This is a genomic window from Stenotrophomonas sp. KH_052 (assembly GCF_057838755.1).
Genome location: NZ_CM174475.1, coordinates 3,323,176 through 3,336,977, shown reverse-complemented (window position 1 = coordinate 3,336,977; position 13,802 = coordinate 3,323,176). Strand labels below are relative to the sequence as shown.

Annotated in this window: 17 protein-coding genes and 2 tRNA genes; 7 read left to right on the top strand and 12 right to left on the bottom strand. The window is 66.1% G+C overall.

From position 1 onward, the window contains the following. The first annotated feature begins 23 nt into the window (after positions 1-23). The 3 genes from AC3ITW_RS15435 (at position 24) to AC3ITW_RS15425 (ending at position 1,640) form a co-directional block, all read left to right on the top strand. Positions 24-632 carry an ATP-dependent Clp protease proteolytic subunit gene (locus AC3ITW_RS15435; RefSeq protein WP_100469069.1) on the top strand — a complete coding sequence of 203 codons (609 nt, stop codon included), beginning with the start codon at positions 24-26 and terminating at the stop codon, positions 630-632. A 98-nt stretch (positions 633-730) separates the two neighbouring features. Beyond that, positions 731-1,372 (top strand): LysE family translocator, encoded by a 642-nt coding sequence (locus AC3ITW_RS15430; RefSeq protein ID WP_100435040.1) that lies wholly within the window; start codon positions 731-733, stop codon positions 1,370-1,372. Positions 1,373-1,466: 94 nt separating this feature from the next. Further along, complete coding sequence (locus AC3ITW_RS15425; RefSeq protein ID WP_006380555.1) at positions 1,467-1,640, top strand: DUF1328 domain-containing protein; 174 nt, start codon at positions 1,467-1,469, stop codon at positions 1,638-1,640. Positions 1,641-1,662: 22 nt separating this feature from the next. Here the strand turns inward: AC3ITW_RS15425 and AC3ITW_RS15420 are convergent, their stop codons facing one another. The 4 genes from AC3ITW_RS15420 to AC3ITW_RS15405 form a co-directional block, all read right to left on the bottom strand. Then, positions 1,663-1,995 carry an SMR family transporter gene (locus AC3ITW_RS15420; RefSeq protein WP_012511687.1) on the bottom strand — a complete coding sequence of 111 codons (333 nt, stop codon included), beginning with the start codon at positions 1,993-1,995 and terminating at the stop codon, positions 1,663-1,665. 13 nt (positions 1,996-2,008) lie between these two features. After that, positions 2,009-2,581 carry a TetR/AcrR family transcriptional regulator gene (locus AC3ITW_RS15415; RefSeq protein ID WP_100435039.1) on the bottom strand — a complete coding sequence of 191 codons (573 nt, stop codon included), beginning with the start codon at positions 2,579-2,581 and terminating at the stop codon, positions 2,009-2,011. An 86-nt stretch (positions 2,582-2,667) separates the two neighbouring features. After that, positions 2,668-2,901 carry a DUF1653 domain-containing protein gene (locus AC3ITW_RS15410; protein ID WP_032971752.1) on the bottom strand — a complete coding sequence of 78 codons (234 nt, stop codon included), beginning with the start codon at positions 2,899-2,901 and terminating at the stop codon, positions 2,668-2,670. Between the two features lie 12 nt (positions 2,902-2,913). Further along, complete coding sequence (locus tag AC3ITW_RS15405; RefSeq protein WP_100469066.1) at positions 2,914-3,198, bottom strand: hypothetical protein; 285 nt, start codon at positions 3,196-3,198, stop codon at positions 2,914-2,916. Positions 3,199-3,594: 396 nt separating this feature from the next. On the opposite strand from AC3ITW_RS15405, the gene AC3ITW_RS15400 reads away from it, so the two are divergent. From AC3ITW_RS15400 to AC3ITW_RS15390, 3 genes are all read left to right on the top strand, one after another. Next, positions 3,595-3,798: a hypothetical protein gene (locus AC3ITW_RS15400; RefSeq protein WP_012511682.1), complete on the top strand. Its 204-nt coding sequence runs from the start codon at positions 3,595-3,597 to the stop codon at positions 3,796-3,798. A 133-nt stretch (positions 3,799-3,931) separates the two neighbouring features. Next, the gene (locus AC3ITW_RS15395; RefSeq protein ID WP_153675988.1) at positions 3,932-4,486 is read left to right on the top strand and encodes a DUF3011 domain-containing protein; all 555 of its coding nucleotides are present in this window, start codon (positions 3,932-3,934) and stop codon (positions 4,484-4,486) included. A 166-nt stretch (positions 4,487-4,652) separates the two neighbouring features. Beyond that, complete coding sequence (locus tag AC3ITW_RS15390) at positions 4,653-4,856, top strand: hypothetical protein (protein ID WP_005417823.1); 204 nt, start codon at positions 4,653-4,655, stop codon at positions 4,854-4,856. 71 nt (positions 4,857-4,927) lie between these two features. Here AC3ITW_RS15390 and dxs read toward each other — a convergent pair whose 3' ends face one another. From dxs to AC3ITW_RS15355, 7 genes are all read right to left on the bottom strand, one after another. Continuing rightward, a complete protein-coding gene (gene dxs / locus AC3ITW_RS15385) occupies positions 4,928-6,835 on the bottom strand; it encodes a 1-deoxy-D-xylulose-5-phosphate synthase (protein ID WP_489390369.1) in 1,908 nt (635 codons plus the stop codon). A gap of 105 nt (positions 6,836-6,940) precedes the next feature. After that, on the bottom strand, positions 6,941-7,606 hold the full coding sequence (locus AC3ITW_RS15380) for an HNH endonuclease (protein ID WP_006380400.1): 666 nt from the start codon (positions 7,604-7,606) through the stop codon (positions 6,941-6,943). Positions 7,607-8,002: 396 nt separating this feature from the next. Next, positions 8,003-9,793, bottom strand: a complete 1,791-nt coding sequence (locus tag AC3ITW_RS15375; protein WP_012511679.1) for an acyl-CoA dehydrogenase C-terminal domain-containing protein — start codon at positions 9,791-9,793, stop codon at positions 8,003-8,005. 60 nt (positions 9,794-9,853) lie between these two features. Then, a complete protein-coding gene (locus AC3ITW_RS15370) occupies positions 9,854-10,330 on the bottom strand; it encodes an LEA/WHy family protein (protein WP_485617151.1) in 477 nt (158 codons plus the stop codon). A 162-nt stretch (positions 10,331-10,492) separates the two neighbouring features. Then, complete coding sequence (locus AC3ITW_RS15365; RefSeq protein WP_489389703.1) at positions 10,493-11,044, bottom strand: lipocalin family protein; 552 nt, start codon at positions 11,042-11,044, stop codon at positions 10,493-10,495. 159 nt (positions 11,045-11,203) lie between these two features. Then, positions 11,204-11,279 (bottom strand) — tRNA-Phe (locus tag AC3ITW_RS15360). 73 nt (positions 11,280-11,352) lie between these two features. Beyond that, positions 11,353-11,428, bottom strand: a tRNA-Phe gene (locus AC3ITW_RS15355). A gap of 336 nt (positions 11,429-11,764) precedes the next feature. On the opposite strand from AC3ITW_RS15355, the gene AC3ITW_RS15350 reads away from it, so the two are divergent. Next, positions 11,765-12,790 carry an NADP-dependent oxidoreductase gene (locus AC3ITW_RS15350; protein WP_489389702.1) on the top strand — a complete coding sequence of 342 codons (1,026 nt, stop codon included), beginning with the start codon at positions 11,765-11,767 and terminating at the stop codon, positions 12,788-12,790. A gap of 45 nt (positions 12,791-12,835) precedes the next feature. On the opposite strand, the gene AC3ITW_RS15345 is transcribed toward AC3ITW_RS15350, so the two are convergent. Continuing rightward, a complete protein-coding gene (locus AC3ITW_RS15345; protein ID WP_100435033.1) occupies positions 12,836-13,675 on the bottom strand; it encodes a bifunctional transcriptional activator/DNA repair enzyme AdaA in 840 nt (279 codons plus the stop codon). Positions 13,676-13,802 lie beyond the last annotated feature (127 nt).

Below are 13,802 nucleotides of genomic sequence, written 5' to 3'. Positions count from 1 at the left end.
CGAACGCTACAGGGAGCAGGCACATGCGGGACAGAATGCAGCTGATACCGATGGTGGTGGAACGCAGCGAGCGCGGTGAGCGCTCCTATGACATCTACTCGCGGCTCCTGCGTGAGCGCATCATCTTTCTCAACGGCGAAGTCGATGACACTGTGTCGGCGCTGGTCTGCGCGCAGCTGCTGTTCCTGGAATCGGAAAACCCGGAGAAGCCGATCCATCTGTACATCAACTCGCCGGGTGGGGTGATCTCCAGCGGCCTGGCGATGTACGACACCATGCAATACATCGCGGCCCCGGTGCATACGCTGTGCATGGGCACCGCGCGGTCGATGGGTTCGTTCCTGTTGATGGCCGGCGAGCCCGGTCACCGCGCGGCGTTGGCCAATGCCAGTCTGCATGTGCACCAGCCGCTGGGCGGGGTGCAGGGCCAGGCGTCGGACATCTTCATCCACGCCGAGGAAATGCAGCGCACCAAGCAGCGCATCACCCGGCTGTATGCGCAGCATTGCGGACGCAGTGTCGAGGAGGTCGAGCAGACCCTGGACCGCGATCGTTTCATGAGTGCCGAGCAGGCATGCGAATGGGGCTTGATCGACCAGGTACTGTTACGGCGCGACGCGCTCGCGGCCTGAGCCTGCCTCTGTAACCACCGCATCCATGCTGCGCTGTGTGTGCCGCGCCAGGCCGGCGCACTCTATGCTGGTGGGATCTTCTGAAGTGGATGTCCGATATGGCCCTGCATACCTGGTGGTGGTTCCTCGCCACGGTGTTCGTTCTGTGTGGTACGCCGGGGCCGAACATGCTGCATATCCTCGGTCGCAGCGTCGGGCTCGGCTTTCGCGGCAGCGTGCCGGCGATGGCTGGCTGCCTGCTGGCGATGCTGCTGGTGCTGGCGGCCTCCGCAGCAGGCCTGAGTGCGCTGCTGCATTCCTCGCCGATGCTGTTTGAGGTGCTGCGCTATCTTGGCGTGGCCTATCTGGCCTGGCTGGGCCTGAAGGCATGGCGTGACAGTTGCCGGCCGGCACCACCGGTGACGGTCGATGCCGCGCTGCCGATTGCGGCGTCGCTGGGCGCGTGGAAGGTGTTCCGTGGTGGCCTTCTGGTGGGCCTGAGCAATCCCAAGCTGCTGCTGTTCGCTGCGGCGTTCCTGCCGCAGTTCGTCGACCCGTCGCGTGGCCAGGCGCTGCAGTACAGCGTGCTGGTTGCCACCTTCGCTGCCTGCGAGTTGTTCTGGTACGTGATGTATGCCGCCGGTGGCCATGGCCTGCGCCGATGGTTGGCCAAACCCTTCGCGCGGCGCTGGTTCGAGCGGCTGGTGGGCAGCGTGTTCCTGGCCTTTGCGGTGGCCCTTCTGCGTTTCCGCCCGCGCTGATTCACGCCGTGCACGCGGCCTGTTCACGACTGCCGCATCGGCTACGCCCTAGCCTGATCATCCAGTACGCAGTCCCCACGGGGAAAGGTTTGACATGATCAAGTGGGCCATCATCTTCGCCATCATCGGCGTCATTGCGGGCGTGCTCGGCTTCGGCGGCATTGCTGGCGCCGCGGTCGGCATCGCCAAGTTCCTGTTCTGGGCCGGCATCATCATCGCCGTGGTGCTGTTCCTGCTCGGCATGACCGTAGCGAAGAAGGTCAGCTAGCGTTGACCGCGCAGCAGTGTGCTCAGTGTGCGCTGCTGTGCGAGAAAAGGTTGATCACCAGCACGCCGGCACAGATCAGCCCGATGCCGATCAGCGCCGGTGCATCCAGGCGCTGCTTGAAGACTACCAGCCCGATCAGCGAGATCAGCACGATGCCGACACCGGACCAGATCGCATAGGCGATGCCGGTCGGGATCGACTTCATCGTCACTGACAGCAGGTAGAAGCACAGGCCGTAACCGACCAATGCGCCCAGTGTCGGTGCCAGACGGCTCATGCCATCGGACGCCTTCAGCAGCGAGGTGGCGATCACTTCCAGCACGATCGCAGCGGCGAGATAGGCGTAGGGGTTCATTACAGGCTCCGGCTCACAACGGGTCGCACAGCTTCAGGGCCTGCTCGGCCATGGCCAGGGCGTTGAGGCGCTCCTCTTCATCCAGCGGCCGGCCATAGGCGGTGGCCCAGTAGCCGTCGGCGGCACAGCGCGCGGCATACAACCGTGCGTCGTTGGCTTCGTCAGGGAATTCGGCCAGCATCGCGCGCTTCCAGGTGCGCCAGTGCGCCAGTAGGGCCGGTTCCATCAGATTGCCGAGGGTCAGGCCGATGTCGTTGTCTTCTTCCTGCTGCAGCAAGTGCTCGAAGTTGGCCTGCACATAGGCACGGCTGAAGCAGCCATGGCCAGGTGCGTTCTGCAGCAGCAGGGCGCGCACGCGTGCTTCGAATTCGCCAATAAGTGCGCCGATGGCTTCATCCACCAGTGCCTGCTTGCTGCTGAAATGATGGAACAGCGCACCCTTGCTGACACCGGCGGCCTGCGCGACGTCCTGCACGGTCAGCGCGGCCAGGCCATGACGGCCGATCACTTCAATGGTTGCCTGCAGCAATGACTGGCGCACGCTGTCGGGCGCCTTGCGGCGCGAACGGGAGGGGGATGCGGACATGGCGGGAAGAAACCGACTGGACGGTACGATTGTAACGCAGGCCCGTGGCGGTACCGCGCTGCCGGCCAGGGCCGGCAGCGGAACCGTCATGCGTCGATGCGGGCAAAACGCGGCTGCGGTCCGTGTTCGCCCGGTACCTGTTCGACGAACATGGCGTACGGGCGCACCCACAGGCCACCTTCGCCATAGAGCGCGCGATACAGCACCAGTGGCTCCAGCGTCTCGCTGCTGCGGACGATATCGAGCACTTCGTACTCGCCGCCCTTGAAGTGGCGGTAGCGACCCGGGCCCAGGGTGGGTAGCGGGCTCAGCTCAGCCATGGTGTGCGCGCCTCACTTTCGTGCCGGGCTGGCCGGCTTCGCGCAGTACGCATCAATGGCCTCGGCGGTATTGGCCAGGCCCTGGGCTTGTGCCAGTTCCCACGGACGCTCGCAGCGCTGGCTGTGTTCGCACCACTGGTAGCCGGCCGAGCCGATGCAGCCGTGGGCGTCGCGGTCACCGCCGACCATCGGTGTGGCCGGCGCAGCCGCTGCCGCGTCAGCGCGCGCAGCTGCCTTGTCCTGGCTCGCGCAGGCGGTCAGGAGCATCAGGAGGGGAATCAGGAGAAACGCTTTCATCGGGCCGGCTCCGTGCCTAAAGCGACAGTGTCTGTCGCAAATAACCCTTCAGCAAGCGCTCTCTACACGACGGCGCGGATCAGTTCCTCGATCAGCACCAGATAGCAAGCCACGAAGTAGAACTTCAGAAGCGTTGAACGCTGCTGGAAAAAGAAGGTGCGCATGTGGAGGGGGCCCCTGTTGGTGACAGTAGTGTGAAGCCGTGCTGACTCCGTGACAAGGATCACGAAATGAATTCGGTAAACGGACTCAGCGATGTGAGGGCAGGGGGTGGCCGACCGAATGACGAGGCATTTTCGTACAAATCTGATAGGCCTCTCCTGAGGCGCTGGCTAGCCTGACGGGGTACTGGCGGCGGAACCCGCCGACGAATCTTCGAACCCACAGGAGCCTTCCATGGTCTTTACTGTCCGATGCAACACCCAGCACTGGTCCGTGCTGGACCCGCACGCGGATGATGCCGCCCGCTATGCGCGCGGTGCCGACGCGTTCGACGCCGCCGCCGCACTGGCGCTGGAGCACCACCGTCGTACCGGCCAGCCCAGCCGGGTACGGGTTGAGGCGCTCGGAAATGCCGTGGACGCGCTCATCGTCGGGTGACGCGCTGCCGACGGTGGCGCGGTCAGCCACGGTTGGGTTGTTTGAATGGGGAAAGAACCGTCGTTGCACGCCCCCTGTGCGCCGCGTCGGGAATCACTGATGCTTGCGCCATCGTATTCATCTGGAGATATCGATGGGCAAGGCACTCCCCTGGCGCACCCTGGCCTGCACCCTGTTGCCGATGCTGGCAGCCGCCGGTGGCGCACAGGCACAGAGCTATGGCTACGGTTATGACGATGATCGCTATGGCGGTCGTGAAGGCAGCGGCATCGTGCGCTGCGAGTCGATCAAGAACCGCAGCAATGAGTGCCGCCTGGAAGGCCGGGCGCGGATGATCCGCCAGTTGTCGGGTTCGCCGTGCGTCGAGGGCGAAACCTGGGGGCAGTCGCGCTACGGGGTCTGGGTCACCCAGGGCTGCCGTGCCGAGTTTGTCGGTGAATACCGCCGCGGTGGTGGCTGGGGCAATGGGGGCGGTTGGGGCAACGGCAACGGTTGGGGTGGTGGCGAGGTCGTCACCTGTCATTCCAACGGCCACCGCCAGGAGTACTGCGAAGCCCGCATCCGCCGTGGCGTGCGCATGGTCCGCCAGGATTCGCGCAGCGCCTGCATCGAAGGCCAGACCTGGGGTTGGGACCGTCGGGGCATCTGGGTCAGCAACGGCTGCCGGGCGCAGTTCCAGGTGAACTGAGCGTCCCCCTCGAAAATCAGAATAATCTGATACAGCTCACATTTTGAACAACGTATCTTCTGCGATCAGGGCGCCCTCGGGTGTCCCTGATCTGCAACGACAGTCCGTGCCGGTATCGGCTCGGTCGTACGCCAACGTCGATACGCTGCCTCAAGGAGTGAGCCGCATGTTGATCCGCCTGCAATGCGAACAGCGCCAATGGCGCGTGCTGCACCCGGACAGGCCGGAGCCTATCGAGTTCCGCGATGGCGCCCGTGCCTACGATTTCGCCGAAACCCTCGCACGCCTGCACTTTGTCGATACCGGGCAGCGTGCGGCGGTGCGCGTGGAGGCCAGTGGTGCCTTCGTGGAGGCGGTCAGCTACGGCTGACGGCCGGGGCGCGTTTTCGGGGTTCCGCCATCCACGCATGGCGTGGATCCACTGGGTGGTGCTGACCGGCCTCAGCCGGCCGCGCTCAGCGGCGGGGTGCCGGTTGCCAGTTGCGGCCAGCGCTTGAGCACTGCCGCGCGGATGCCGGCGGCATCAATACCGGCTTCAGCCAGCAGGTCCTCGCGGCTGGCGTGGTGCTGGTAGCTGTCGGGCAGGCCCAGGTGCAGGATCGGGCGCAGCACGCCCTCGGCATTGAGCAGCTCGCCGACACCGGAACCGGCACCACCGGCCACCACGTTGTCTTCGATCGTCACCAGGCCCTCGTGCTCGGCGGCGACAGCCAGCACCAGCTCGCGGTCAAGCGGCTTGATGAAGCGCATGTTGACCACGCTCAGGCCCAGTTCGCGGCCGACCTGTTCGGCCGCGGCGACGGTGCTGCCGAAGGCCAGCAGGGCAATACGGCTGCCCTGCAGGCGCAGCTCGCCCTTGCCGATCGGCAGCGTGGACAGGTCGCTGCCGGCGGCCACGCCGGTGCCGGTACCACGCGGGTAGCGCACGGCGGCCGGGCCCGGGTGCTGCAGGCCGGTGCTGAGCATCTGCCGGCACTCGGCTTCATTGGACGGTGCCATCACCACCAGGTTCGGCACGCAGCGCAGGAAGCTCAGGTCGAGGTTGCCGGCGTGGGTTGCGCCGTCCGGGCCGACCACGCCGGCGCGATCGATCGCAAACAGCACGTCCAGGTCCTGGATCGCCACGTCGTGCACCAGCTGGTCGTACGCGCGCTGCAGGAAGGTGGAATAGATCGCCACCACCGGCTTGCCACCCTGGGTAGCCATGCCGGCGGCGAGGGTAACCGCGTGCTGCTCGGCGATCGCCACGTCGAAATAGCGCTGCGGGTATTCCTTGCTGAAACGCACCAGGCCGGAGCCTTCGCGCATCGCCGGGGTGATGCCGTACAGGTGCGGCTCGACGGCGGCGGCATCGCACAGCCAGTCGCTGAATACATCGGTGTAGGTCGGCTTCTTGGCACCGGCCTTGGCTACCAGCCCCTTGTCCGGATCGAACGGGCCCACCGCGTGGTAACCGATCTGGTCGCCTTCGGCCGGCTCGTAGCCCTTGCCCTTGGTGGTCATCACGTGCAGCAGCTTCGGGCCCTTGGAGGCGCGCAGCGTCTTCAGCGCGGACAGCAGCGCCGGCAGGTCATGGCCGTCGATCGGGCCGGTGTAGTGGAAGCCCATTTCCTCGAACATCGTGGACGGCACGAACATGCCCTTCCAGTGTTCTTCCCAGCGCTTCACGAAGCGCGCGGGATTGTTCTTCTTGTCGCCCAGGATCTTCTTGCCGCCTTCGCGCAGTGCGTTGAGCGTGCGGCTGCCGGTGGCGCGGCCCAGCATCTTGGTCAGGCCGCCAACCGCTTCGGAGATCGACATGTTGTTGTCGTTGAGGATCACCAGCAGGTTCGGCTCGGGCTCCATGCCACCGGCGTGCATCAGCGCCTCGAACGCCATGCCGGCGGTCATCGCGCCGTCACCGATCACCGCCACGACCTTGCGGTCGTCGCCTTCGGACTGGCGGGCGATGGCCATGCCGAGCGCGGCCGAGATCGAGGTCGAAGAGTGGCCAACGCCGAAGGTATCGTATTCGCTTTCCTCGCGCTTCGGGAACGGCGCGACGCCGTCCTTCTGCTTGACGGTATGGATCTCGTCGCGGCGACCGGTCAGGATCTTGTGCGGATAGGTCTGGTGACCGACGTCCCAGACCAGCTGATCGACCGGGGTCTGGTACAGGTAGTGCAGGGCCACGGTGAGTTCGATCACGCCCAGGCCGGCGGCGAAGTGGCCGCCGCTCTTGCCCACCGATTCGATCAGGTAGGCGCGCAGTTCATCGGCGACCGCCGTCAATTCGGATTCGTCGAACGTGCGCAGGTCATCCGGTGTCTGGATGCGCGCGAGGCGGGGATAGCGGGCAGAGTCGATCATCATGTTCGCACTTGTTCTGAACGCCCATTTTCGCCCTCAAACGGGGGTGGGGCAAGCAAACGCCGCCGTCCGTGACAGGACGGTGAGGGTTGCATTTTCGGCGATTCAGGTGCTCAGTTTTGACCGCTTGGGCAATTGCGCCTTCAGGAAGGCCATCTGGTCGGCCAGGATGTTGCGGTTGGACAGGATCAGGTGCTCGATCCAGCTGGGCCGGTAGGGCACCGCCAGCAGTGGCATGCCGGCCTGCTGGGGCGTGCGGTCGCTCTTGCGCGAGTTGCAGTGGAAGCAGGCGGTGACCACGTTTTCCCAGCAGTCCAGGCCGCCCTTGGACAGCGGCATGACGTGGTCGCGGGTGAGCGTGGGGCGGCCGAACTGCTGGCCGCAATACATGCACAGGTGGGCGTCGCGGGCGAACAGGGCCGGGTTGGTCAGGTTCGGTGTGGGGTCGATCGCACGGGAGCGGGCATGGCCACGCGCGGCGATGATCGGGTGCAGGTCCATCCCGCTCTGCAGGCCGCTGAAGCGGTTGATGCCGCCGTGGATGTGCAGGCAGGGGTCGCCGAGTGTCCAGGCCACCGCTTCGCGGGCGTAGAGGCAGGCGGCATCCTGCCAGGTGATCCAGTCCAGTACGCGTCCGTGGGCATCAAGCGAGAGCAGCCGGACCGAACCGGGGCGATGCAGCGTCGTGGCGTTGGGCGATGCTTCGGCGCCCGGAGCAGAAATCGGGGCTCCGGCTTCGATCAGACCCAAGCGTGTAGTGTCTGTCTCCATCGGGAGAACAGCTTATACCTGAATCATTGCGATTTGGGTATCGCCTGGAGGGCGATACCCAAATCGCAAGATTCAGGTCCGCGCATTCCTCCTATCCCCCGCACCTGTCGGTGCGCCCCCCTTAACAAAGGGGGGGCTTTTCTCCAGATGGATTTCGGTGGTTTCCATCCACGCGTGGCGTGGATCTACGGCAGATCGCGGGGGACTGTCAGAGGCGGGGCGGTGTGGGTTGGCAGGACCGTTGGCGCCATGGATGGCGCCATCGAGCCCCCAAGGATGGGTTTACGGCGTGTCCTGCCAGCCCATACCGTCCCGCCATCCACCGGGATGCAGCTGTTGCTGTTGCGGTTGCCGGCCAGCGGCCGGCACTACCGCGGGTGCCGGGCGCCGCCCGGCTCAGGCGCCGAAGCGCTCGTCGTCCATCGCCATCAGCGGGGCGGCGCCGGCCTGGATCGCGGCGGCGTGGCTGAGCGTGCGCGGCAACACGCGGGCGAAGTAGAACCGTGCGGTCTCGCGCTTGCCCTGGGCGAAGGCGGCGCCATGCGCGCTGGCATCGGCGGCGGCCACGCTGCGGGCCCACCAGTAGGCCAGCACCACGTAACCCGAATAGAACAGGTAGTCGTAGCTGGCCGCGCCGAGTTCGTCCGGATTGGCGGCCGAGCGCTGCAGCACATCCATGGTCAGCTTGCCCCATTCGGCGGCCTTGGCGCGCAGCGGGCCGATGAACTCGGCCAGCGCTTCGTTGCCCTCGTTGGCCTTGGCGAACGCCTCGATCTCGGCCAGCATCAGCTTCAGGCCGGCGCCCTGACTGGAGGCGGTCTTGCGGCCGATCAGGTCCAGCGCCTGGATGCCGGTGGTGCCTTCATACAGCGTGGTGATGCGCGCATCGCGGGCCAACTGCTCCATGCCGTGTTCGCGGATGTAGCCGTGGCCGCCGAAGCACTGCAGGGCGTTGTAGGTGTTCTCGATACCCCATTCGGTCTGGCAGGCCTTGGAGATCGGGGTCAGGAAGCTCACCAGGGTGTCGGCGCGCTCACGCTCGGCGGCATCGTCGGCGTGGTGGGCGACGTCGATCAGGGTGGCCGCGTGCAGTGCCAGCAGACGGCTGCCTTCGACCAGCGACTTGATCGTCAGCAGCATGCGGCGCACGTCCGGGTGCACCAGGATCGGGTCGGCCGGCTTGTCCGGGAATTTGGCGCCGCTGAGCGAACGCGACTGCAGGCGCTCGCGGCTGTATTTCAGCGCGTTCTGGTAGGCGCGCTCGGACAGGCCGATACCCTGCAGGCCGACGCCCAGGCGCGCAGTGTTCATCATGGTGAACATGGCCTGCAGGCCCTTGTGCGGCTGGCCGACCAGGTAGCCCTGCGCACCATCGAAGTTCATCACGCAGGTGACCGAACCCTTGATGCCCATCTTGTGCTCGATCGAGCCGCAGCGCAGCGCGTTGCGCTCGCCGACATTGCCATCGCGGTCGACCTTGAATTTCGGGGTGACGAACAGCGAGATGCCCTTCGCACCCGGGGGCGCGTCAGGCAGCTTGGCCAGCACCAGGTGCACGATGTTGCCGGTCAGGTCGTGCTCGCCGGCGGTGATGAAGATCTTGGTGCCGGTGATCGAATAGCTGCCGTCGGCATTCGGCTCGGCCTTGGTCTTGAGCAGGCCCAGGTCGGTGCCGCAATGCGGTTCGGTCAGGCACATGGTGCCGGTCCAGCGGCCCTCGATCAGTGGCTTCAGGAAGGCCTCGTGCTGCCACGCTTCGCCGTGCTGCTTCAGGGCTTCGATGGCGCCGTGCGAGAGCAGCGGGAAGTTGCCCCAGGCGAGGTTGGCGGCATTGATCATTTCGTTGAGCGGCACGCCCAGAGTGTGCGGCAGGCCCTGGCCGCCCAGCTCCGGTGCGGCGGTCAGGCCGGTCCAGCCGCCGTCCACGAACTGGTCATAGGCCTGCTTGAAGCCGGGCGGGGTGGTCACTTCGCCGCTGGCCTGGTCGAGCACGCAGCCGATCTCATCGCCGACGCTGTTGAGCGGTGCCAGCACGGTGGCGCTGAAACGGCCGGCTTCTTCCAGCACGGCATCGACCACGTCGGCGGTGGCGTCGGTGAAGCCCAGGCGGGCGAACAGGGGTTCGACCTTGAGCACGTCGTGCAGGCCGAAACGGAGGTCGGAAAGCGGGGCGGTGTAGCTGCTCATCAGGTACGTCTCGATCAGGGACAGGGGGAGCGGCGGCAGGCGCCGCGGCGGAAAGTGGAGTCAGCGCAGCACGCCGGGCAGGCCCGGGGCCTGGTTGAGGGTGCTGCGGCTGATGATGTCGAAGCTGCGCTGCTTCTTTTCCTGCGGCGTGGCCGCCACCGAACCCTTCAGGCCATAAGCGAGGGTGCGATTGCCGGCCAGTGCGTCGGCCACCACCAGGCGTGCGGCCGAGCTGGGCACGAGGTCGACATTGATGACGTCGGCCGAGGTGCCGCCGATGGAGATGCCGGGCTTGGCCTGCAGGGTGCCGGCTTCGGTGTCGCCGACGGTCAGGGCCAGGGAGACATCATCGAAGGTCATCGGCATCGAGCTGTAGTTCTGCAGGCGCAGGGCTACGGTCCAGTTGCCGTCGGCGCGCACGGTCAGTTGCTGCAGGCTGGCCGCCGGTTCCGAAACACGCTTGACGATGCCGTTGTTGCAGGCAACAAGGGCGAGGGTGCACAGGACGATCAAGGCGATACGGAAACGGTGGAGCATGGGCGCAGGTCCTCTGGAGGGGTGCGTTGGATAAGCATACTACGGCGTATGGTCGTTTGGATCGCCTGTGGCGACCCGTCGCAGAGGGTAGCGCGTGAAGATGGCGGCCGGGCGTGCGCGGCGCCGGATGGCGCGCGCGTGGTGCGCCGGATGCGGCGCGGTTCAGTCGGCGGGCGTGTCGCGAATCGGAGCCATCAGGCGCAGTGGGCCGAGGTCGTAGCCCATCGTCTCGGCTTTCTCTTTCAACTGTTCGAACCGGGCGCGATCCATTTCCGGCAGGCGCGAGAGGATCCACAGGTACTTACGGTCCGGCTCACCGACCAACGCCCACTGATAGTCCGGGTCCAGTGCCAGGACCCAGTAGTCCGCCCAGACCAGTGGCACCCAGCTCAGCCAGTCCGGCACGAAGCGCACCTGCAGTTGGCCGGGATGGCCGGCAACCGGGCGTGCCACGCCTTCAGCAACCACGCGTTCTCCGTCGCCGTTGCGGCAGGCATTGGTGACACTGATGCGGCTATCGCGGCGCAGCCCGTAGTTGGCGGTGATTTCGCCAACGCACTGCTTCTGGAACGACACCGGAAGATGCGCGATCTCGTGCCACTGGCCTGCGTAGCGATCGATGTCCAGCGTGTCGACTGCGCGTACCGGTTCGGCGGCGATCACCGGGGAGGCGGCCAGCAGCAGGCAGGCGAGCAGGGCGGGGCGAAGATGCATGGGCGGCTCCAAGCAGGAGTCTGGAGCGTAGGTGGCACGGCGCGCGGTGGTGTAAACGTTTCGTCAACCAGGCGGCGCTGGCCTGGCATGGATCCAGGCCTTGCGTGGATGGCAGATCGCAGACAAAAAAAGACCTGCATTTCTGCAGGTCTCTGAAGATGGTGGCCGAAGACGGAATCGAACCGCCGACACGGGGATTTTCAATCCCCTGCTCTACCAACTGAGCTACTCGGCCAAATTGTGCGGCAACCGTGATCAAACCCGGTTTCCGGAAAAAAAAGACCCGCATTTCTGCAGGCCTTCGAAAGTGGTGGCCGAAGACGGAATCGAACCGCCGACACGGGGATTTTCAATCCCCTGCTCTACCAACTGAGCTACTCGGCCACATGTTTCGTTGCAGCGAGGTCGCTGCCAAGGACGCGTATATTACGGAGGTCGGCTGCCTTCGGCAAGCGTTTTGCCAAGATTTCTTCACATTGCCGTCTGCGCGCTCGCAAGTGCTTGATCCTCCGTCGTGGGGCGGGGCATGGTCAACCGATCATCGTCTGCGATGGAAATCAGCAGGTCGCCGCAAGCGCCAATGCTGCAAGGGCAAGGGCCGTGCCGGACCCGCGCCGGTCCGGGCAATGGAACGCTGTTTTCATGGCCGCCATCGGGGATCGCTGCGGCGTAGTGTCGGCACTCCTTTCTCCTGATGCTGGCAACAGCAGAGACCTGGCCATGTCCGATTCCTCGACCACCTCCCGCATCGTGCTCGCCTCGCGTCCACAGGGCGCACCGACCGCCGGCAATTTCCGTCTGGAGCAGGCCACGCTGCCGGCGCCCGGGCCGGGCGAAGTGCTGCTGCGCAACCGTTATCTGTCGCTGGACCCGTACATGCGTGGACGCATGGACGAGGGCCCCTCGTATGCCGCGCCGGTGGCGGTGGGCGCGGTGATGGAAGGGCAGACCGTGGCCGAGGTGCTGCAGTCCCACGCCGAGGGTGTAGCCGCAGGTGATCTGGTGCTGGCGCCGGGTGGCTGGCAGACCCACGCGGTGCTGCCGGCCAAGGCGCTGGGGCGTCGGCTGGATCCGGCCGGCCTGCCGTTGAGTACGGCGCTGGGCGTGTATGGCATGCCCGGTTTCACCGCCTATTCCAGCCTGCATGAAATCGCCCGCCTGAAGCCGGGCGAGACGCTGGTGGTGGCAGCCGCGACCGGGCCGGTCGGCGCGACTGTGGCGCAGCTGGCGAAGCTGCAGGGCGCGCGCGTGGTCGCCATCGCCGGTGGCGAAGCCAAGCGTGCCTATCTGCAGACACTGGGCGTGGACGTGGCGCTGGATCATCGCGCCGCTGATTTCGCCGCGCAGCTGCGCGCGGCGGTGCCCAGGGGTATCGACGTGTATTTCGAGAACGTGGGCGGGCATGTGCTGGATGCAGTGCTGCCGCTGCTCAACGACTTCGCCCGCATTCCGGTGTGCGGCACCATCGCGACCTACAACGAGCGGGGCGTCGAGCAGCCCGGCCCGGACCGGTTGCCCGCACTGTTCAGCCAGATCCTGCGCCAGCGCCTGACCGTGCGTGGTTTCATCGTGCACGACTTCAACCACCTGTGGCCGGACTTCGAACGCGAGATGCCGCAGTGGCTGCGCGACGGCCGCATCCAGTACCGCGAGGATGTGGTGGAAGGGCTGGAGAATGCACCGGAGGCGTTCTTCGGGCTGTTGCAGGGGCGCAACTTCGGCAAGCTGGTGGTGAAGCTGGATTGAGGACTTGGCGGTGTGCCGACCAAGGTCGGCAGCTACCCGGTTGCATCAGCCGTTGGCTGCCTTTTCCCGGCGCAGCAGTTCACGCTTGCGGGCCACGCCCCAGGCGTAGCCGGACAGGTCGCCATCGCGGCGGACCACGCGGTGGCAGGGGACTGCCACCGCGAGCGGGTTGCTTGCGCATGCGCGTGCCACCGCACGGCTCGAGCGCGGCGCGCCGATGCGCGCGGCAACATCCGCATACGACGCGGTCTGCCCGCGCGGAATCTGCTGCAGCGCCTGCCACACCCGTTGCTGGAAGGCGGTGCCGCGGATATCCAGCGGCAGCGTGGCGCCTCGCGAAGGATCCTCGACCAGGCCTACGACCTGTGCCACTAGTTGCTCGTAGCCCTGGTCGGCGCCGACCAGTTCGGCCTGGCGAAAGCGTTGCTGCAATGACTGCAGCAGCGTCTCCGGATCGTCGCCGAGCAGGATCGCGACCACGCCGGTCCCGCTGCTGGCCACCAGCACGCTGCCCAGTGAACTTTCGGCAAGCGCGAAGTGGATGACTTCGCCGCGCCCCCCTGCGCGCCATTGCTTGGGCGTCATGCCCAGCAACTTCGGTGCGTTCTCGTAGAAGCGTCCACTGGAACCGAAGCCAGCATCGTGGAAGGCGTCGGTGATGCGTTCCTGTTGTTCCAGCCCGGTGCGCAGGCGGTCGGCGCGCAGCGCGGCGGCGTACTGCTTGGGGGTCAATCCGGTGGCCTGCTTGAACAGGCGATGCAGACGGGTCGGGCTGCAGCCGGCGATGTCCGCCAGTTCCTGCAGCGAGGGTTCGTCGAGGCTGGTCTGCAGGTGGCGGCAGACCCGTTCGACGCGGGCATCGAGGGTGGTGGCGGTACTGTCCATGGCCGGATTCTGGCACGTGCCGGTGCTGCGGAAACTCCGTTTCCTGCACTCATCTGTGAGGCCCGGAAACGGAGTGTTGGCGGGCCGAAGGCACGGCATCGTGGCGGCCACTTCACAACCGGTACCA